The following is a 19,573-nucleotide window of genomic DNA, read 5'->3' as shown; positions in this document are numbered from 1 at the left end:
ATTATTTTTTCAATAAAAGAAAAGCCCGAATACTAGTTATTCGGGCTTTTTTTATTTCAGCTTTTAATTCTCGATTGGAAAATTTCTCGCTCGCATTAAAGCATCTGACTTTGGAGCATGTCCCCTAAAATTTTCATACATTTTTTCATTGTCTATCGTATTTCCAACACTTAAAACAGTATCATAAAGACGTTTAGAAACCTTTTTATCAAAAGGTCCGTTTCCTTCTAAAAATGCCTCATACGCATCTGCATTTATCACATCGGCCCATAAATAACTATAATATCCTGCAGCATATCCGTCACTTGAAAAAATATGGGCAAACTGTGGAATTCTGTGACGCATAACAATCTCCGACGGCATATTGATTTCCTCTAAAACTTGTTTCTCAAATTTATGCGGATCAATAGTTTCTGTTGTTAAATGCAGTTTCATATCCACAAAAGAACTCGAGATCGTTTCAACAGTTGCAAAACCTTCATTAAAATTAGCAGCTTCTGCAATTCTTTCTACTAATGACTGCGATAGAGGTTCATTCGTTTTATAATGAAGTGCAAATTTATTTAATACTTCTGGAGTTGAAAGCCAGTGTTCTAATAGCTGCGATGGAAATTCCACATAATCTCTAGCGACAGAAGTTCCAGATAAACTTGGATAGGTAACATTGGAACACAAACCATGCAAAGCATGACCAAATTCATGAAATAAAGTTGTTGCATCATCCCAGGAAATTAAAACTGGTTCATCTGCATTTCCTTTTATAAAATTGCAATTGTTAGATACGATTGGAAGTACTTTTCCATTTATTTTCTGCTGATCGCGATGTGAATTCATCCAAGCCCCAGAACGCTTTCCTACGCGCGCGTATGGATCGAAATACCATAACCCAATTGGTTCTCCTGTATTTTTATTATTTACTTCCCAAACGCGAACATCTGGGTGATAAACTGGAACATCAAATAATTGTTTAAAACCTAAATCAAATAATTCACTTGCTGTCCAAAACATTCCTTCACGGAGATTTTCCAATTGAAGATATTGTTTTATTTCATTTTCATCTAAATCATATTTTGCTTTTCGAACTTTCTCCGCATAATAGCGGTAATCCCAAGGCTGAATTTTGAAGTTTCCTCCTTCTTGGTTCACCATTTCCTGCATGGCAGCAACATCATTTTTTACTTTTTCAACAGCTGGTTTCCAAACAGAATCCATTAAATCTAAAGTCTTTTGCGGATCTTTTGCCATTTTATTAGACAAACTCCACTCTGCAAAATTCTTAAAACCTAATATTTTTGCCTTTTCTGCCCTTAATTTTAAAATAGAAACCAAAGTACTATTAGTATCATTTTCATTACCGTTATCACCTCGTTTAACGAAAATATCAAATGCCTTTTCTCTTAAATTTCTTTGGCTTGAAAAGGTTAAAAACGGCTCAATGGAAGATCTTGTATTCCCAATACATCCTAAAACATTCAGATTTCTTTCTCTAGCTTCTGCTATTGCTGCATTTTTAAATTCTTTAGGAAGTCCATCAAAATCAGATTCTGTTTTTAATTCGATATACTGATCGTTTTCTTCTGCTAATAATTTCTGACTGAATAAAGTAAAAAGACTTGCCAGTTCTTGATTAATCTTGGCCACTTTATCTTTATCTTCTTTATGCAACTCTGCTCCTTCTCGAACAAAATCAGTATAATAAAGCCAAAGCAGTCGCTGCTGCTCATCTGTCAATTTCTTACTATCTTCAGATTTGTATAAAGATTCAATTCTTAAAAAAAGTTTTTCATTTTGATAGAGTTTATCATTTATTGCCGCCAATTTTGGAGACATTTCGGTATCAACAATATTGAATTCGGGAGTACTTAAATTCGATCTGTAAATTCCATAAACAGCATGAATTCGTTCTAATTTTTCACCCGAAAGCTCTAAAGCTGTAATTGTATTTTGAAATGTTGGCTTTTCGGTATTATTGGCAATTGCATCTATTTCATTCAACTTTTCCTGAATAGCAAATTCTATTGCGGGCTTAAAATCTGAGACTTTATATTTGGTAAAATCTGGAACTCCTCCGTAAGGACCAGACCAATCTTGTAATAAAGGATTATCTAACTCAATTTGTGCTTTCATAATAAATAACATTAATTAATTTCTGTATAAATTTTCTAACGAATAGAAAACAACAGATTCTCAAAATTAACCAATCGAAAGCAAACTTTAGTGTTATAATGAATTATAAAAATTGATGGATTCTAAGATTTAAAAGAAATAGTTTAATTTTGAAACATCAACACCTAAAACAACATGTTTAAAACCAGAAAAGAAATCGTTTTTGTAATTCTAGCAGGAATATTTATCACGAATGCAGTTGTTGCAGAACTTATTGGAGGTAAATTAATTCAAGTTGGTCCGTTTGTAATGAGTATAGGAATTCTACCTTGGCCAATTGTATTTTTAACCACAGATTTAATTAATGAATATTTTGGTGAAAAAGGAGTAAAAAAACTTTCCTTTATAACCGCATGCCTAATCGCTTATGCTTTTCTGATTTTGTTTATGGCGATTGTAATTCCTGCCGCAAAAGGAATCAGCCCAGTAAATGATGAACAATTTCAAGCTGTATTCGGGCAAAGTATGTGGATTATTGTGGGAAGTATTATTGCCTTTATGGTTTCACAGTTAATTGATGTCAGCGTTTTTTGGTTCTTTAGAAACCGAACGGGACATAAAAAAATATGGCTGAGAACGACAGGATCAACTGTAATTTCACAATTGTTCGATTCATTTATAGTGCTTGGAATTGCTTTCTGGCTTCCAGGGAAAATTGATTTTGATACTTTTATTTCTTCAGGATTAATTGGATACACTTTTAAACTAGCAATTGCAATTTTACTAACACCAGCAATTTACTTAGGACATCATTTGATTAAAAAATATTTAGATGAGGACCCTTCTCTCAAAAATTAAGTGTAATTTAATATCATGAAAAAAACGGGTCTCATTATATTACTTTCGTTAACTTATTTCTTTACAAGCTGTGGCAACGATTCCAAAAAACAGCCAAAAAAGGAAATGATTACCTCTGTAAATAAATTAACCCCAGTTTCAGAAAAAAAATTCAAAAAAAGCTCCTTAGAAAAATCGGCCATAAAAGATTTTACAAGGAAACAGAACAGTAATGCAAAAAATAATTCTGCATTAAAAAAAGATACACTGGTCAAACCTGAAATACAAAATCTGCAAAGCACAGCAGAAAAAAATGAAAGCAGCGATAATTTAATGACTTTCGCTAATTTAAAAAAAATACTTTCTAATAGTGAAATAGGTGAAACCTTTACTCAAAAAGAGCTGACACAAAATTTTCAAATCCCGAAAGAAGCTGTCAAAATAGTTAAAAGCATTACAAAAATTGCGGAAGACGAAATAGCCGTAAAATGGAAATCTACATGGCTCTTAGAAAAAGTTTCTGATGCCAAATTCAAAGATGGCAGTATGAAAATTGCTTTCAAATCCAATAAATTGTATACTTCAGGTACGGCAATTGGAATAAAATATGAGAAAAAAATCTATAACAACTTAATCATAATTGGCAGATCAGCCTATATTCCGACAGTAAAAGGATACAGCTGGCAAATCGGGAAGTAATGGAACAAGAAAATCTTATAAGATGCGGCTGGTGTTCTGCCAGCGATTTATATAAAAAATATCATGATGAAGAATGGGGCGTTCCAGTTTATGATGATTCTACTCTATTTGAATTTTTAATTTTAGAAACCTTTCAAGCTGGACTTAGCTGGATCACGATTTTAAATAAAAGAGAAAATTTCAGAAATGCATTTGATCATTTTGATTATCAAAAAATCGCCAATTATTCTGAAGATAAAATCGAAGAATTATTGCAGAATACCGGAATCATCCGCAATAAACTTAAAATAAAATCAGCAGTTTCAAATGCTCAGGCATTTATGAAAGTTCAGGAAGAATTTGGAAGCTTTTCGGATTATATTTGGAAATTCACAAATGGAAAACCTATAATAAACCATCCCAAAACTTCAAAAGATGTTCCGGCTACTACGCCTCTTTCTGACGAAATAAGTAAAGATTTGAAAAAGAGAGGTTTTAAATTTGTGGGTTCAACCGTAATTTACGCACACATGCAAGCAACCGGAATGGTCAATGATCACGCCGAAGATTGCTGGACAAGAACTCAGTAATCAGTCGCAGTTTTCAGTGACAGTATCAGTTTTTTTTTAAACCTGAAACTTGAAACCTGAAACTTTTAAACAAAAATCATTATATTTGCTTCACACTTTAGGGGTGTCTACAACTTGTAGGCTGAGATTTTACCCTCTGAACCTGATCTAGTTCATACTAGCGTAGGGAAAAGTAAGATGACTTCTGCACGCATTTTTATGCGTTCTTGTAGCCATTCCTAAAGTATAACTATATACTAAATTCAAAGGGAATGGAACTAAAAATCAACCAACAAATTAAACATTTCAATGCTGAATCGCTAAGCGTTCAATCATTGCTCGATCTCGAAATTCCGCACAAACAAAACGGAATCGCCGTTGCGATTAACAATACCGTTGTTCCAAAAATTAAATGGAACGAATTCCTCGTACAAGGAACTGACGAAATCTTAATTATTTCTGCCACGCAGGGAGGTTAGAAATAAATTCCAAATTTTAAAAACCAAATTCCAATTAATACTGGAAGTAGACGCACTCCAGTGCGCCTCTATATACACAATCTGCATCAACCTGAAACTTGAAACTTCAAACCTGAAACAAAAATATTATGACAAACGAAGAACAAATATCCAGAACCCCGTTTCCAAATTCTACAAAAGTTTATATAAACGGAGAAATTCATCCTATCAAAGTAGCGATGCGCGAAATTGCTTTGAGTGACACCAAACTTTCAAATGGCGGAATTGAAAAAAATCCGCCCGTAACAGTTTATGATACTTCTGGTCCTTACACCGATCCTAATATTGAAATTGATATTAGAAAAGGATTGCCACGCTTACGCGAAAGTTGGATCCTAGATCGTAATGATGTCGAGATTTTAGATGAAATCACATCAGATTATGGTCAAAGCCGATTAAAAGATGAAACGCTAAATCATCTTCGTTTTGAGTATTTGCATCAGCCAAAAAGAGCTAAAAAAGGCGCAAACGTAACGCAATTGTATTATGCTAAACAAGGAATTATTACTCCGGAAATGGAATACATCGCGATTCGTGAAAATCAGCGTATCGAGCTTTTAAATGAGCAAACAAAAGCTATGCAATGTCAGCACAGCGGTCACAGTTTTGGAGCCAACACTCCAAAAAGCAAAATTACTCCAGAATTTGTGCGATCTGAAGTTGCCTGTGGCAGAGCTATTATTCCAAACAACATCAATCATCCAGAAAGTGAACCAATGATTGTGGGGCGAAACTTTTTGGTTAAAATAAATGCCAATATTGGTAACAGCGCTGTGACTTCGAGCATTGAAGAAGAAGTTGAAAAAGCCGTTTGGGCATGTCGATGGGGCGCTGACACCATAATGGATTTATCAACAGGAAAAAACATTCACGAAACCAGAGAATGGATTATTCGTAATTCTCCAGTTCCAATTGGTACTGTTCCTATTTATCAGGCATTAGAAAAAGTAAAAGGAGTTGCCGAAGATTTAACTTGGGAAATTTTCCGCGATACTTTAATAGAACAGGCAGAACAAGGCGTTTCCTATTTTACCATTCACGCCGGAGTATTGCTTCGTTACATTCATTTAACCGCCAATCGAGTTACCGGAATCGTTTCACGTGGTGGTTCGATTATGGCAAAATGGTGTTTATTTCATCATAAAGAAAACTTCTTGTACACACATTTTGAGGAAATCTGCGAAATCATGAAACAATATGATGTTGCTTTTTCTTTAGGCGATGGTTTACGTCCAGGTTCCATTGCTGATGCGAACGACGCTGCGCAGTTTGCTGAATTGGAAACTTTAGGCGAATTGACCAAAATCGCATGGAAACATGATGTTCAAGTTTTTATTGAAGGTCCAGGTCACGTACCAATGCATATGATTAAAGAAAACATGGACAAACAATTAGAACATTGCCATGAAGCTCCGTTTTACACTTTAGGACCTTTAACAACCGATATTGCACCTGGTTACGATCATATCACATCGGCAATTGGTGCTGCTATGATTGGTTGGTACGGCTGTGCCATGTTGTGTTATGTGACACCAAAAGAGCATCTTGGTTTACCCAATAAAAAAGACGTTAAAGATGGTGTAATCACGTATAAAATTTCAGCACACGCTGCAGATTTAGCAAAAGGACATCCGGGTGCACAATATCGTGATAATGCATTAAGTAAAGCTCGTTTCGAATTCCGCTGGGAAGACCAGTTTAATTTGGCTTTAGATCCTGATACCGCTAGAGAATTTCACGACGAAACCCTTCCTGCAGACGGTGCAAAAGTGGCTCATTTTTGTTCGATGTGTGGACCAAAATTCTGCTCTATGAAAATATCTCAGGAAATTAGAGATGTCGCTGCCGCAGAAAAAGGAATGCAGGAGAAATCAGAAGAATTTATTGAACAGGGGAAAGAGATTTATATTTAGAAGAAAATAGAGTAAAGAATAAAGAGGAAAGATATGATTGTAATTACGAATCCTTTTTCTGTTGAAAATGAAACAAATATGATTCAATCTTTATTTGCCGAGGGATTGTCTTTGCTTCATATTAGAAAACCTGATTTTTCTGAATTGGAAATGGCGCAGTTCATTCATCAAATAAAACTAGAATTTAGAGATCGAATTGTTTTGCACAATCATCATGCATTGGCAGAAGATTTTGGAATTAACCGATTTCATTTTTCTGAAAAAGAAAGAAAGCAAACTCATGACTCTCCTGAAAGGTTTTCAGAACCTTGTAGGTATTCAACATCAACACATTCTATTAAAGATTTCAATTTATTAGATAGTGATTTTGATTACGCTTTTTTAAGTCCAGTTTTTAAAAGTATTTCAAAAGAAAATTATCATCCAGAAACAGATCTTTTTGAAGAGATAAAATCACGAACAAACTATAAAACAAAAGTCATCGCTTTAGGCGGCATTGATTCGCAAAATATTCAAAAAGTGCTTCAAAACGGTTTTGATGATATTGCTCTTTTGGGAAGCATCTGGAAGAATGAAAATCCTTTAAAACAATTTACATTATGCCAGCAAATCGCCCTTTCGTACTTACAATCGCAGGCTTAGATCCGTCTGGTGGCGCTGGGATTTTGGCTGATATCAAAACCTTTGAACAGCACAAAGTAACTGGTTTTGCCATTTCGACAGCGAATACAATTCAGACGAAAAATCAGTTTTATGAAATTGAATGGACGAATTTGAATTTTGTTATTCGGTCTATCGAAACGCTGTTTTCTAATTATAAAATTGCTGTTGTCAAAATTGGAATTGTAGCCTCTCTATACGACTTAAATCAAGTTATTTCGACTATAAAACTACTTTCTCCTTCAACAAAAATCGTTTGGGATCCAGTTTTAAAATCGACCACAAAATTTGTATTTATGAATATTGAAGATCATGAAAGATTAAATAAAATACTTCCCAAAATCGATTTGATTACACCGAATTATCATGAAGCCAAAATTCTGTTTCCTGATTTTAGTTCTAAAGAAAATAGCTTCTTAACAGACATTTTATTGAAAGGCGGACATAACAAAAAGGCTTTAGGAACAGATACTTTATTTCTAGAAGATGAAATTTTAGAATTGCTTCCTTCAAACCAGAAATGCTTTGAAAAACATGGCTCTGGCTGTGTACTTTCTTCTGCAATTGCATCCAACTTAGCATTAAACCAAACTATGATAGAAGCCTGTAAAAATGCCAAAATATATATCGAAAATTATTTGAGCTCAACTTCAACTTTAATCGGATATCATTATGTATAATAAACTGCAATACATTTCGCAAGGCGAAACAATCGAAGAACAATTACGCAATATACATCAAGCTCTTGATGCTGGATGTGAGTGGATACAAATGCGATTTAAAAATCAAACAACTCAAAATAGGCTCACTTTGGGAGAAGCTGTAAAACTTCTATGCGACGAATATCAGGTCAAATTTATTGTAAATGATGATTTACATCTCGCCCAGCAAATTGAAGCAGATGGAGTTCATCTGGGATTAACAGACACAAAAATTGATGAAGCGAGAGCAATTTTAGGCTCTGAAAAAATAATTGGCGGAACTGCTAATACTTTTGAAGATATTCAGAATCATGTCAAAAACGGCTGTGATTATATTGGTTTAGGGCCTTTTCGTTTTACTGCAACGAAAGAAAAACTAAGTCCAATTTTAGGGTTGTCAGGTTATTTTGACATTCTTCAAAGACTGAAGAAAGATAAAATTGATGTTCCTGTTTATGCAATTGGAGGCATCACACTGCGAGATATAAATCCGTTAATGGAAACTGGAATTAACGGAATTGCGGTTTCTGGAATCATTACAGAAAGCGAGGAAAAGGAAAAATTAATTCAACAATTAAAAGAAAAATTATATGCAAACGTCATTGTTTAATATTGGAGACAAAACTTTCAAATCACGTTTGTTTTTAGGAACAGGAAAATTTGGCTCGAATGAAGAAATGGAGCAGGCTATTTTGGCTTCAGAAAGTGAATTGGTTACTGTCGCCCTCAAACGTATTGATTTAGAAACAGAAACCGACGCTATTTTATCTCATTTAAAACATCCAAATATTAATTTATTACCCAATACATCTGGAGCACGAAATGCAAAAGAAGCTGTTTTTGCCGCACAATTGGCTCGTGAAGCTTTGGAAACCAATTGGGTAAAACTAGAAATTCATCCTGATCCCAAATACTTAATGCCTGATCCTATAGAAACTTTGAAAGCAACAGAAGAAATGGCAAAACTCGGTTTTTTTGTTCTGCCTTACATTCATGCTGATCCTGTTTTATGTAAACATTTAGAAAGTGCAGGAACAGCTGCTGTTATGCCTTTGGGTTCACCAATTGGCAGTAACAAAGGTTTGAAAACGATTGATTTTCTGGAAATTATTATCGAACAAAGCATTGTTCCGGTAATTGTAGATGCTGGAATCGGCGCTCCATCTGACGCTGCAAAAGCAATGGAAATTGGTGCCGATGCGGTTTTAGTGAATACTGCAATTGCTGTGGCTGGAAATCCGAAATTAATGGCTGAGGCTTTTAGAGAAGCTGTAATTGCAGGCCGAAAAGCTTTTGAAGCTAGAATTGCTAATCAGCAAAATTATGCCGTTGCTTCTAGTCCTTTGACTTCATTTCTTTATGAGTAATTTTTTTCCTAACGCAAAGTCCGCAAGGTTTTTTCGCAAAATTCGCAAAGCTTTGCGGACTTTTTGTCAAAGACAAGAACTCAAAGCTTAGCGATCTTTGCGTATTCTTAGCGCGCTTTGCGTTAAAAAACTTTTGCAGTAAAACTAAACTCACATGAATACTTTTAAATCTATTTTTGAGCAATATAATTGGGATGAAATCCAATCCAAGATATATAAAACCACGTCAAAAGATATTGAACGCACTTTGGCTAAAACCAAATACAATCTCGAGGATTTTTTGATTTTGATTTCTCCAATTGCTCAAAATTATTTAGAGCAAATGGCACAAAAATGCCATGAAATCACCAAAAAACGCTTCGGGAAAACGATTCAAATGTATGCACCGTTGTATTTGAGCAACGAATGCCAGAACATTTGTACCTATTGTGGATTTAGTCTAGACAATAAAATCAAAAGAAAAACGCTGACTGATGCTGAGATAAAAGTAGAAGTTGAAGCCTTAAAAAACACTGGCTTCGATCATGTTTTACTGGTCACAGGCGAAGCTAATTATACCGTAAATATTAACTATTTTCTAAATGCAATTGACTTGATTCGAAAAGATTTTTCGATTATTTCTGTTGAAGTTCAGCCTCTTTCAACAGAAGATTATGAACGTCTGCATAAAGCTGGAGTTTATTCGGTTTTGGTTTATCAGGAAACTTATCATCAGGAAGTTTACAAAAAATATCATACGAAAGGAAAAAAATCAAATTTTGACTATAGATTAGAAACTCCAGACAGAATAGGTTCTGCAGGAATTCATAAAATTGGCTTGGGTGTTTTATTAGGTTTAGAAGATTGGCGAACGGACAGCTTCTTTAATGCTTTACATTTAGATTATCTTCAAAAAAAATATTGGCAGACTAAATATTCGGTTTCGTTTCCACGTCTCCGCCCTGCAGAAGGAATTATTGAACCTAATTTTATCATGGATGATAAAGATCTGACGCAGTTAATCTGCGCCTATCGTTTATGGAATGAGGATTTAGAAATTTCTATTTCAACTCGTGAGAACGAGAAATTCAGAAACAATATAATTCCAATTGGCGTTACGAGCATGAGTGCTGGTTCTAAAACAAATCCGGGTGGTTATGTTGTTGATCCGCAGTCTTTGGAACAATTCGAAATCAGTGATGAACGTTCTGCAGAAGAAATTTCAAAAATCATAAAAATGAAAGGTTACGAACCCGTTTGGAAAGATTGGGATAGAAGTTATATTTCAGATTTTAGAGTTTAGATTTCAGATTTTTTTTGCACTACTATTCATCAATCTAAAATTAAAAAAAATGAGTATAATACAAGAATTTCTTCGTTACAACAGGCAAACTATTCTGCCTGAAATTGGTGATGAGGGACAAGAAAAATTAAAAAAAGCTAAAGTTTTAGTAATTGGCGCAGGCGGTTTGGGTTGCCCGATTTTGCAATATATTGCAACTGCTGGAGTTGGTTATATCGGAATTATGGATTTTGACACTATTGAAATTCATAATCTGCACAGACAGATTTTATATACCGAAAATGAAATTGGCCAGCACAAAGCAGCTGTGGCAAAAGATGTAGTTTCTAAATTAAATCCGTTGATTGAAGCTGTTGCTATTAATGAAAAATTAACTGCTGAAAATGCCTCAAAAATTATCGAACAATTTGATATTATTGTAGATGGTTCTGATAATTTTTCGACTCGTTATTTGGTCAATGATACTTGTGTTCAGCTTAAAAAGCCATTAGTTTATGGAAGCATTTTAAGGTTTGAAGGACAAATTGCGATTTTCAATCATAAAGAAAGTAAAAATCTTCGTGATTTATTTCCAGAAATGCCAGATCCAAAAGATGTTCCTAATTGCAATTTGAATGGCGTTTTAGGAACATTGCCTGGAATTATTGGTAATATGATGGCTCATGAAACCTTAAAATTGATTCTAGAATTACCAACTTTAAAAAATGAATTGATAATTTTTAATACTTTAAACTGGAATTTTACAAAGCTGAATTTCTAAAATACAACCTCATCGCCAACACTAATAATTCCGTTATTTAAACTCACAATATTAGTTCCAAATAAAACTGAATTGTCTACATTTCTGTATTTGCTTAAAGTCTTGAGAGGCTCTTTTTTCAAACGTCCATTTTGAGGATCATTGTTAACCATAATACATCTGCCGCAAGGTTTTATGTTTTTAAACTGAACTTCTCCAATGGTAAAAGTCTTAAAATCATCTTCTTCATGAGGATTTTCACTACTTATTACAATATTGGGACGAAATCTCAAAACAGTAATTTTATCTTCTAGTTTTTCATTTAAGAAATCTAAACTCTTTGTCCCAATTAACAAATATGGATACCCATCGGCAAGACTTACATTGAAGGTTTCTTTTAGTCTGGAGCTTTCATGTTTGCGGTCTCCATTTTTTATAATTTTTACCAATTTACATTCAAATCCCAAATGCTGGCTGAACCATTTTGAAGTTTCGTAATTTACTTCAACAACTTCGCTTTTATCATCCCAAACATTTACTTCCAACGAATTTTCCAAATGCTCATCAATAGAAAATTCATGTTTTTGATCTTGAAAAGTAATGCAAATTTTGCCATCTGAAATTTGCGGGTAAAACTGGCTCATAATGCGATGCTCTCTTTGCGTTAGCATTTGATTTTCGGCATCGATTAGCATCCATCGGCGGTCATTTTCAAATCCCATTTCTTCTGCAAAAGCAGACTTACAGCTTATTCCTGCCAGACTTTTTATCGGATAAATATAAATTTCTTTTACACTATAAACGACACTCATTTTTACTTACTTTTTAAAATGGACATAAATTCTTCACGATCAATTTCGCGACAGCCTAAACTCTCTAAATGTGGATTATAAACTTGACAATCGAGTAATTTATAATTTTCTTTTTGCAAATATAAAGCTAAAGCAATAAAAGCTGTTTTTGAGGCATTTGAAACTTTAGAAAACATGCTTTCTCCACAAAAAACATGTCCCAGATCAATTCCGTACAAACCTCCAACTAAAATATCATCCTGCCAAACCTCAACAGATTTTGCAATTCCGTCCTCATTTAATTTGCAATAAGCATCGATCATATCGTTTGATATCCAAGTTCCGTTTTGACCGTCACGTTTTATCTGCTGGCAATTTGAAATTACTTCTTTGAAATTTTTATTAAAAGTAACTTTAAACATTTTCCGATTTAAGATATTCCGCATACTTTTAGATATTACAAGTTCATCAAAAAATAATACCATTCTCGGATCTGGTGCCCACCAAAGAATGGGTTCTCCTTCATTAAACCACGGAAAAATGCCACTTTTATAAGCTAGTTGTAAACGTTCTGGACTGAGATCGCCTCCAATAGCCAAAACACCTTCTTCATCTGCTTCTGTAACTGGCGGAAAAAATAAATCTTTGAATAAATAATACATTTTTTTAAATAATCAATTTTGAAAACATTCCAAATTCCACACTTCTGCAGCATTGTCATTTTCACTTAAGAATAAATAACAAAAGAGCTCAAAAATTAAAATTCCAAATCCCAAAACATAGCAATGAATTGGAATTTGGAATTTCAAATATTTAAATTTAAACGTTCTTAGAACGGTAAATCGTCTGGTTCGTCTTCACTTACATTTGTTGCTGGAGCAAAAGTTTCTGCTGTTGGCATTGGCGGCGCTTGCGTAGGTGCAGCATCTGCTAATCTTTCGATTCTCCAACCTTGAATACTATTGAAATATCTAGTTTCTCCTTGTGGATTAACCCATTCTCTTCCTCTTAAATTGATAGAAACTTTTACTGCCTCTCCTTGTTTATAGCTACTCAACAAATCGCATTTATCTTGTGTAAATTCGATTAAAATATGTTGTGGATACTGTTCCTCAGTAGTAACAACTAATTCTCTTTTTTTGAATGAGGCACTAACTTGCTGCTCTGGGTTAACCACTTTTACTTTTCCTGTAACTTCCATCTTCGTCTATATTAATTATTGTTTCTTTCTTTCTTTTATTTTTTTGCTAAAAGTACTTTCCAAGCCGACTCAACATCGCCATTGTCGAGATATTTTTTGGCTTCTAAGTGTATTTTTTTCTGGTCATCTGAACTTAAAACTCCTTTGACAGAAAAATTTTCTTTCACAAATATACTAACTTCTTCTTTTGTAGGCAAGGCTTCAATGTTGCCTAATTTACCTAAATCATTTCCATCAAAAACAGGACTTGCTTTTACAAAATCTGGTATATTATCTACTCCTACTCCCAGTGTTGTCAATGGTTTTGCGACTTCAAAAAGTCCTTGATTTGATCTTGAATACCAGTTATTTCCTAACCTCGATACCAAATCAATTTTATGCTGATCTATTGCGCCGTTCTCGTCTAAAATTGATTCGTGAATGTGAATTTTTACAACTTCACATAAAATTAAATTTCCTGCCCCGCCTTCTTCTCCTAACGGAATAATCTGCGTTACCTTGCATTCAAATTGAACTGGAGATTCTTTTACACGATATGGTTTTACTAAATCTGAAGGAATCTGGGTTAAGCCGGCTTTTATGAATTCGTTTACTCCGTCTCCATATTCTGTGCTTGCTAAAGACGTCTGTTGTACTAAGTTGTAATTTACAACATTTATAACAACTTCTCGAGTTGCTTCGGCATTAATTAAAGTATGTTTGATGGTATTATCACGAACGCGGCGTGACGGTGAGAAAACCAATATTGGCGGATTAGCACTAAAAACGTTAAAGAAACTAAACGGTGAGAGGTTCGGAATTCCTTTTTCGCTGATTGTACTTGCAAAAGCAATTGGTCTAGGACCAATCGCGCTCTGCAGATAGCCCTGCAGCTTTGCCGTTGGAATCTCTTTTGGATTAATACTGATCATACTTTTTGATTTAAAACCAAATCTCATTTTGGTACCTGCAAAAGTATTGAAATGGTTTAATTATGAGAAATTGTTTTGCAGATAAAACAAAAAAACTTTCGCCAGTCGCAAAATATAAAATGTGTATATTTCGTTATATTTATACCACAAAATAATTGATATGTCTTTTTCTGAAAGAACAAATACAACTCGCTGGATTATCATTTCCTTCTGCTTTATCATCATTTCTCTAATCCTTTGGAATACTTATACTTTCTTCCAAATATTTAAAAATGAGGAGCGTTTAAAAATGAAACTTTTTGTAAATGCGCAAATTACAATTGTGAATGCAAACGAAAATACTGATGTAGAACTTCCGCTTCAAATCATCAACAACAATACTTCTATTCCGGCTATAGTTATTTTGTACGACAAAGTGGTAAGTGCGACAAATGTTCCTGATGAAATTCTTAGTAACAAGAAAAAAAGAGCAGCCTATTTGAATAAATTAAGAAATGAAAATGAGCCTATAACTTTTGAATATGCTCCCGGGAAATACCAGACGTTGTACTATGGAAATTCAGGATTACTTAATAAACTCAAATATTATCCAATTGCTTTATTTCTTATTATTGTTTTATGTGTTGCTTTAATTTATAATTTTTACAAAAGCACTAAAATGGCAACCCAAAACAAACTTTGGGCTGGAATGGCTAAAGAAACTGCACACCAGATTGGCACACCATTGTCTTCATTAATTGGCTGGGTCGAAATATTAAAAACCGAAGAGATTGATCCTTCTATAAGTATTGAAATAGAAAAAGACATAGAACGTCTGCAGACTATCACCGATCGTTTTTCTAAAATTGGATCTGTTCCAGTTCTAGAAAATCACAATATTGTAGAAGAGACAAAAAATGCATATGAGTATCTTCAATCTCGATTTTCGAAACAGGTTGCTTTTTCTTTTGAAGCTCCAAAAGAACCAATTTTTGCTATGATAAATCCAACATTACACAGCTGGACAATTGAAAATTTGGTCAAAAATGCTATTGATGCCATGAAAGGAAAAGGAACTTTAGATCTTAAAATTGAACAAGATGCTTTTAATGTAAAAATTAATGTGAAAGATTCTGGAACAGGAATTTCTAAAAAACAATTTAAAACCATTTTTGAACCAGGTTTCACAACCAAAAAGCGCGGCTGGGGACTTGGTCTTTCTTTAACGAAAAGAATTGTTGAGGAATACCATAATGGGAATATAAAGGTATTACAGTCTGAAATAGGAAAAGGAACTACTTTTCAAATCTTATTAAATAAAAAAGTGCAGTAAAAATAATTTACTGCACTTTTTATTATCTGTTTTGTCAGACTAAGCGAAGTCGAAGTCTACGGCTCGCTCTTAAAACGAACTTATACTTCTTTGCCAGACATTCGTGAAAACATTATAAATTCGATTGAATATCTTTTGCTAATGCTTCAAATTCTTCTTTAGAAAGAGAAACTTTGTTTTGAAAACGCATTTCATCCATTTCGTTTAACGGAATTAAGTGTACGTGTGCATGAGGCACTTCAAGTCCAACAACTGCTATTCCGATTCTCTTGCATGGAACTGTTTTTTCCAAAGCTGCCGCTACTTTTTTAGAAAACTTCATTAAGCCTAAATAATCTTCTTCTTCCATATCAAAAATCTTATCGATTTCTTGTTTCGGAATGCAAAGCGTATGTCCTTTAGCATTTGGATTTACATCTAAAAAAGCCAAATATTTATCGTCTTCAGCAATTTTGTAGGCAGGAATTTCTCCGTTTACTATTTTAGTGAATATTGAACTCATGGTTTCTTGGGTTAATCGTTTAACTGTTTATTCGTTTAACCGATTTAACGATTACACTTTTAAAAGAATTAGTCTCTTGAGATTTCAAGAATTTCAAATTTCAAAATTCCGTTTGGAACTGTAATTTCTGCTACTTCTCCAACAGACTTTCCTAATAACCCTTTTCCGATAGGAGATGTTACAGAGATTTTTCCTGTTTTAAGATCTGCTTCACTTTCAGCAACTAGAGTATATTTCATCTCCATTCCGTTGCTTTGATTTTTGATTTTTACATTAGACAAAACCAAAACCTTAGAAACATCTAATTGAGATTCATCTATTAATCTTGCATTTGCATATACTTCTTCCAATTTAGAAATTCTCATTTCTAATAAACCTTGTGCTTCTTTTGCTGCATCATATTCCGCGTTTTCAGACAAATCACCTTTATCTCTTGCGTCTGCAATATCTTGAGATGCCTTAGGACGCATTACACTTTTTAAATGCTCCAATTCATCTTTTAACTTTTTTAGTCCTTCTGCTGTATAATAAGATACTTTACTCATAACTTCATCGTTTATATAAATACAAAAAATCCCATCGCGACGGGATTTTCTTACCACAAATATACTATAATTTTTAATAGTACATAATTATATGTTAATCATATAGATTTCAAATCTAAATAAATTATTTTTGTTTCACTAATTCTTATTAAAATAATGAAAAAAATCTGGTTCTTTATCGCACTTTCTGCTGTATTATTCTCATGCAGCGACAACAACAGGAGCAATAACAATCCTTATATCCCTAATTATTCTGTAAATGCGTACTTGGATACCAATCTTCCAACTTACAATAAATTGATTTATCCTAGTAATCCTGTTTTTGTTGCTAACTACGGAGCAAAAGGAATTATTGTAATGAAAACTGGTGAAGGAACTTACACCGCTTTTGATGCCGCATGCCCAAACCAAGAACTTGCCTCTTGTACCGCTATGACAATTGACGGAATTTATGCCGTTTGTTCGTGCGATAAGACTCAATATAATTTATTTACAGGACTGGGAGGAAAAGAATATCCGATGAAGCAATATCGTGTAGAGTCTTCTGGAAGTGTAGTTCACGTATACAATTAAAAAAAAGCCTGAAAATAATTTCAGGCTTTTTTTTGCATTTAACTCAATTAGAATTTCAGATTTAACCCAATTAAGAAATTGGTTCCTGCCTGCGGATAATAGTATGGATAAATATCCCACATAGCTCCGTTTGAAACATATTTTTTGTCGAAAATATTATTAACCAATGCCGTAATCGTAATCGATTTAAAAATAGAATTTGGTTTTATTTCGTAGGAAGCATTAAAGTCATTTACAAAATAATCTGCCAACTTAGCTGCAGGTAGTTCAATATTGTTCATGTACTGCTCTCCAACGTATTTTTGCAATAGCGAAAGATATAATCCTTCAATAGGTTTATACACAATTACATTTCCTGCAATAACTTCTGGAGAATAGGCGATTTTGGTTGTTCCGTAGTATTCCCCTTCAACAGCTAAATCAACATTTTTATTGCTGCTCAAAGTAAAGTTTGGTCTTAAAGTAAATCTATCAGTAATCGCAATTGTTGCATCAAATTCGAAACCTAAACGATAACTTTTTTCTGTATTGGCACGAATTGGCGCACCAACATCATCAAGTCTTCCCGTTAAAATCAATTGATCTCTATATCCCATATAATATAGATTAGAATTCAATTGAAATTTCTCTGAATTAAATCTCCATCCTAATTCAAAATCATTAAGTTTCTCTGGTTTTACATTTCCACCTTCATAATCGGTTCTGTTTGGCTCACGATTACCTCTGGCATAAGAAAAGTACAAAGTGTTTTTTTCATTGAAAGCATAATTCAAACCCGCTTTTGGATTAAAAAAGTTGAAGTTATCATCTACCAAACCTGTTTCAGCACTATTTGCTTTATACTTCACATTTCTGTATTGTAAATCTCCGTAGAAACTCAATTCTTCTGTAAATTGATAATTTGCTTTAGCGAAAATATTTCCATCAGTCTTAGTAGAAAAATCATCATAATAATGATCTCCTAATTCAGATTGCGAAGCGTATCTCGCCCAGATTACTTTTCCGTAGTGGTCTCCTTCATATTTATTCCAGCCTCCGCCAATAATTACATCTAATTTTTCTTCTTTATATTTTGCCGAAAAAGTTGTCCCGTAAAAATCATTATCCAACCATTTCTGACGCACTAAATCTGTTGTTGTTACAGCACCAACTGGATTCAGATTATAATCAGACATATCTGCATCTTCCTTATAATTTTCGTAATATCCTTTTCCTTTTGTATAATGTAATGCAAGATTCGTACTCCATTTATCAGAAATTGATTCGCCCCAATGCAGTTGATAATGGTCTTGTTTGTAATTATCGGTTTCATTATCATAAAAACGAACATTTCCAGCTTCGTCTGTATATTTACCAGCTGAATTATAAGTACGATCTGTATTTAAAGTTTCGGCATCAATTCCGTTCCAAGATTGATACGTTTTTTCAGTTCCTCCAAAAACCAAAGCTTTAATTAAAGTCGTTTTGCCAACATAAGTTCCCTGAAGGAAATACGATTTTAAATCAGAACTTGCACGATCAATATATCCTTGTGATTTTATGGCAGATAAACGTCCTGCGATTTCGAAGTGGTCATTTAATAACCCAGTACTAAATTTTACCGTATTTTTTATGGTATTGAATGAACCTGCAGAGCTTGAAATTTCACCTGTTGCTTTTCTTGCATAACTATCTGTCAGCATGTTTAAACTGGCACCAAAAGCACCTGCTCCATTTGTAGATGTTCCAACTCCACGCTGTAATTGAAGACTTTCTACAGAAGAAGCAAAATCGGGCATGTTTACCCAAAAAGTTCCTTGACTTTCAGCATCATTGTATGGAATTCCGTTTATAGTTACGTTTACACGTGTAGCATCGCTTCCACGCACTCGTATTCCTGTGTAACCTACTCCGTTTCCAGCATCAGAAGTTGTTACAACTGATGGAAGATAATTCATTAAAACAGGAATATCTTGTCCTAAGTTTCTATATTTAATTTCTTTTTTATCCATATTACTAAAACTTACTGGAGTTTTTGTAGTAACGCGAACTGCAGAAACCAGAACCTCATCAAGAGAATTTACTTTTGTAGAATCTTGCTGTTGCGCAAAAGAAAAAAGAGAATAGAAAAAAGAGAATAGAAGAAATAAAATAGATTTGATTCTGCTCATTTTTTGAACATTAGAACCTTTGCAACTTAGTACCTCAGTACCTTTAAAGATAGTTTTCATCTGTAAAAAATTACAAATAAAAGGGGGAATTATTCTTTTGTTAAATTAATAAAATGTGTTTCACGACAATGTAAAGTGTGCACTCTTAAAATTGTCGTTTTTTCCCTTAGCAACATTACTCGCTCAGGTTCTTTGGGTATGATCTCAGCTCGTTATTT

General features: G+C 33.8%; 21 protein-coding genes and 1 riboswitch. Of the genes, 13 read left to right on the top strand and 8 right to left on the bottom strand.

From position 1 onward, the window contains the following. Positions 1–63: 63 nt before the first annotated feature. Entirely contained in the window at positions 64–2,127 is a 2,064-nt protein-coding gene (locus QMG60_RS07410) for a M3 family metallopeptidase (protein ID WP_281867365.1), read from the bottom strand. A 174-nt stretch (positions 2,128–2,301) separates the two neighbouring features. Here QMG60_RS07410 and QMG60_RS07405 point away from each other — a divergent pair, with 174 nt between their 5' ends. The 11 genes from QMG60_RS07405 to QMG60_RS07355 all read left to right on the top strand — a co-directional run bounded on the left by QMG60_RS07405 (position 2,302) and on the right by QMG60_RS07355 (position 11,391). Next, positions 2,302–2,964, top strand: coding sequence for a queuosine precursor transporter (locus QMG60_RS07405; protein ID WP_134139334.1), 663 nt, complete (start codon positions 2,302–2,304; stop codon positions 2,962–2,964). A 15-nt stretch (positions 2,965–2,979) separates the two neighbouring features. Beyond that, on the top strand, positions 2,980–3,642 hold the full coding sequence (locus tag QMG60_RS07400; RefSeq protein ID WP_134139333.1) for a hypothetical protein: 663 nt from the start codon (positions 2,980–2,982) through the stop codon (positions 3,640–3,642). Beyond that, positions 3,642–4,211, top strand: a complete 570-nt coding sequence (locus tag QMG60_RS07395) for a DNA-3-methyladenine glycosylase I (protein WP_281867364.1) — start codon at positions 3,642–3,644, stop codon at positions 4,209–4,211. The genes QMG60_RS07400 and QMG60_RS07395 overlap by 1 nt, the downstream gene beginning before the upstream one ends. Before the next feature lie 89 nt (positions 4,212–4,300). Continuing rightward, positions 4,301–4,397, top strand: a riboswitch (TPP riboswitch). 65 nt (positions 4,398–4,462) lie between these two features. After that, on the top strand, positions 4,463–4,669 hold the full coding sequence (gene thiS / locus QMG60_RS07390) for a sulfur carrier protein ThiS (RefSeq protein WP_281867363.1): 207 nt from the start codon (positions 4,463–4,465) through the stop codon (positions 4,667–4,669). A 128-nt stretch (positions 4,670–4,797) separates the two neighbouring features. Beyond that, positions 4,798–6,621 carry a phosphomethylpyrimidine synthase ThiC gene (thiC, locus tag QMG60_RS07385; RefSeq protein ID WP_281867362.1) on the top strand — a complete coding sequence of 608 codons (1,824 nt, stop codon included), beginning with the start codon at positions 4,798–4,800 and terminating at the stop codon, positions 6,619–6,621. A gap of 33 nt (positions 6,622–6,654) precedes the next feature. Then, positions 6,655–7,263 (top strand): thiamine phosphate synthase, encoded by a 609-nt coding sequence (locus QMG60_RS07380; RefSeq protein WP_281867361.1) that lies wholly within the window; start codon positions 6,655–6,657, stop codon positions 7,261–7,263. Next, positions 7,221–7,961, top strand: coding sequence for a hydroxymethylpyrimidine/phosphomethylpyrimidine kinase (locus QMG60_RS07375; protein WP_281867360.1), 741 nt, complete (start codon positions 7,221–7,223; stop codon positions 7,959–7,961). The genes QMG60_RS07380 and QMG60_RS07375 overlap by 43 nt, the downstream gene beginning before the upstream one ends. After that, complete coding sequence (locus QMG60_RS07370; protein WP_281867359.1) at positions 7,954–8,592, top strand: thiamine phosphate synthase; 639 nt, start codon at positions 7,954–7,956, stop codon at positions 8,590–8,592. The genes QMG60_RS07375 and QMG60_RS07370 overlap by 8 nt, the downstream gene beginning before the upstream one ends. Then, the gene (locus tag QMG60_RS07365; RefSeq protein WP_281867358.1) at positions 8,573–9,349 is read left to right on the top strand and encodes a thiazole synthase; all 777 of its coding nucleotides are present in this window, start codon (positions 8,573–8,575) and stop codon (positions 9,347–9,349) included. Before QMG60_RS07370 ends, QMG60_RS07365 begins: the two co-directional genes overlap by 20 nt. A 154-nt stretch (positions 9,350–9,503) precedes the next feature. Continuing rightward, positions 9,504–10,631, top strand: coding sequence for a 2-iminoacetate synthase ThiH (thiH, locus tag QMG60_RS07360; protein ID WP_281867357.1), 1,128 nt, complete (start codon positions 9,504–9,506; stop codon positions 10,629–10,631). Between the two features lie 49 nt (positions 10,632–10,680). Further along, positions 10,681–11,391 (top strand): HesA/MoeB/ThiF family protein, encoded by a 711-nt coding sequence (locus tag QMG60_RS07355; RefSeq protein ID WP_281867356.1) that lies wholly within the window; start codon positions 10,681–10,683, stop codon positions 11,389–11,391. Here the strand turns inward: QMG60_RS07355 and QMG60_RS07350 are convergent. From QMG60_RS07350 to QMG60_RS07335, 4 genes are all read right to left on the bottom strand, one after another. Beyond that, positions 11,388–12,182 (bottom strand): MOSC N-terminal beta barrel domain-containing protein, encoded by a 795-nt coding sequence (locus QMG60_RS07350; RefSeq protein WP_281867355.1) that lies wholly within the window; start codon positions 12,180–12,182, stop codon positions 11,388–11,390. The two genes, QMG60_RS07355 and QMG60_RS07350, sit on opposite strands and share 4 nt — an antisense overlap. Before the next feature lie 2 nt (positions 12,183–12,184). Continuing rightward, the gene (aat, locus tag QMG60_RS07345) at positions 12,185–12,823 is read right to left on the bottom strand and encodes a leucyl/phenylalanyl-tRNA--protein transferase (protein ID WP_281867354.1); all 639 of its coding nucleotides are present in this window, start codon (positions 12,821–12,823) and stop codon (positions 12,185–12,187) included. A gap of 167 nt (positions 12,824–12,990) precedes the next feature. After that, on the bottom strand, positions 12,991–13,362 hold the full coding sequence (locus tag QMG60_RS07340) for a DUF3127 domain-containing protein (RefSeq protein WP_281867353.1): 372 nt from the start codon (positions 13,360–13,362) through the stop codon (positions 12,991–12,993). Positions 13,363–13,397: 35 nt separating this feature from the next. Beyond that, entirely contained in the window at positions 13,398–14,273 is an 876-nt protein-coding gene (locus QMG60_RS07335) for a flavin reductase family protein (RefSeq protein WP_281867352.1), read from the bottom strand. A 160-nt stretch (positions 14,274–14,433) separates the two neighbouring features. On the opposite strand from QMG60_RS07335, the gene QMG60_RS07330 reads away from it, so the two are divergent. Continuing rightward, complete coding sequence (locus QMG60_RS07330; protein ID WP_057117492.1) at positions 14,434–15,585, top strand: HAMP domain-containing sensor histidine kinase; 1,152 nt, start codon at positions 14,434–14,436, stop codon at positions 15,583–15,585. Positions 15,586–15,697: 112 nt separating this feature from the next. Here the strand turns inward: QMG60_RS07330 and QMG60_RS07325 are convergent, their stop codons facing one another. Both QMG60_RS07325 and greA read right to left on the bottom strand, forming a co-directional pair. Continuing rightward, entirely contained in the window at positions 15,698–16,087 is a 390-nt protein-coding gene (locus tag QMG60_RS07325) for an HIT family protein (RefSeq protein ID WP_281867351.1), read from the bottom strand. 68 nt (positions 16,088–16,155) lie between these two features. Next, positions 16,156–16,632 (bottom strand): transcription elongation factor GreA, encoded by a 477-nt coding sequence (gene greA, locus QMG60_RS07320; protein ID WP_057117494.1) that lies wholly within the window; start codon positions 16,630–16,632, stop codon positions 16,156–16,158. Positions 16,633–16,788: 156 nt separating this feature from the next. On the opposite strand from greA, the gene QMG60_RS07315 reads away from it, so the two are divergent. After that, positions 16,789–17,205 (top strand): hypothetical protein, encoded by a 417-nt coding sequence (locus QMG60_RS07315; protein WP_281867350.1) that lies wholly within the window; start codon positions 16,789–16,791, stop codon positions 17,203–17,205. Between the two features lie 47 nt (positions 17,206–17,252). Here the strand turns inward: QMG60_RS07315 and QMG60_RS07310 are convergent, their stop codons facing one another. Further along, positions 17,253–19,415 carry a TonB-dependent receptor gene (locus tag QMG60_RS07310; RefSeq protein WP_281867349.1) on the bottom strand — a complete coding sequence of 721 codons (2,163 nt, stop codon included), beginning with the start codon at positions 19,413–19,415 and terminating at the stop codon, positions 17,253–17,255. Between the last annotated feature and the right edge of the window lie 158 nt (positions 19,416–19,573).

Source organism: Flavobacterium sp. GSB-24, from assembly GCF_027924665.1.
Classification (GTDB): Bacteria; Bacteroidota; Bacteroidia; order Flavobacteriales; family Flavobacteriaceae; genus Flavobacterium.
Note: the sequence above shows the minus strand (reverse complement) of the source record. Positions and strands in the feature narration are given on the sequence as shown.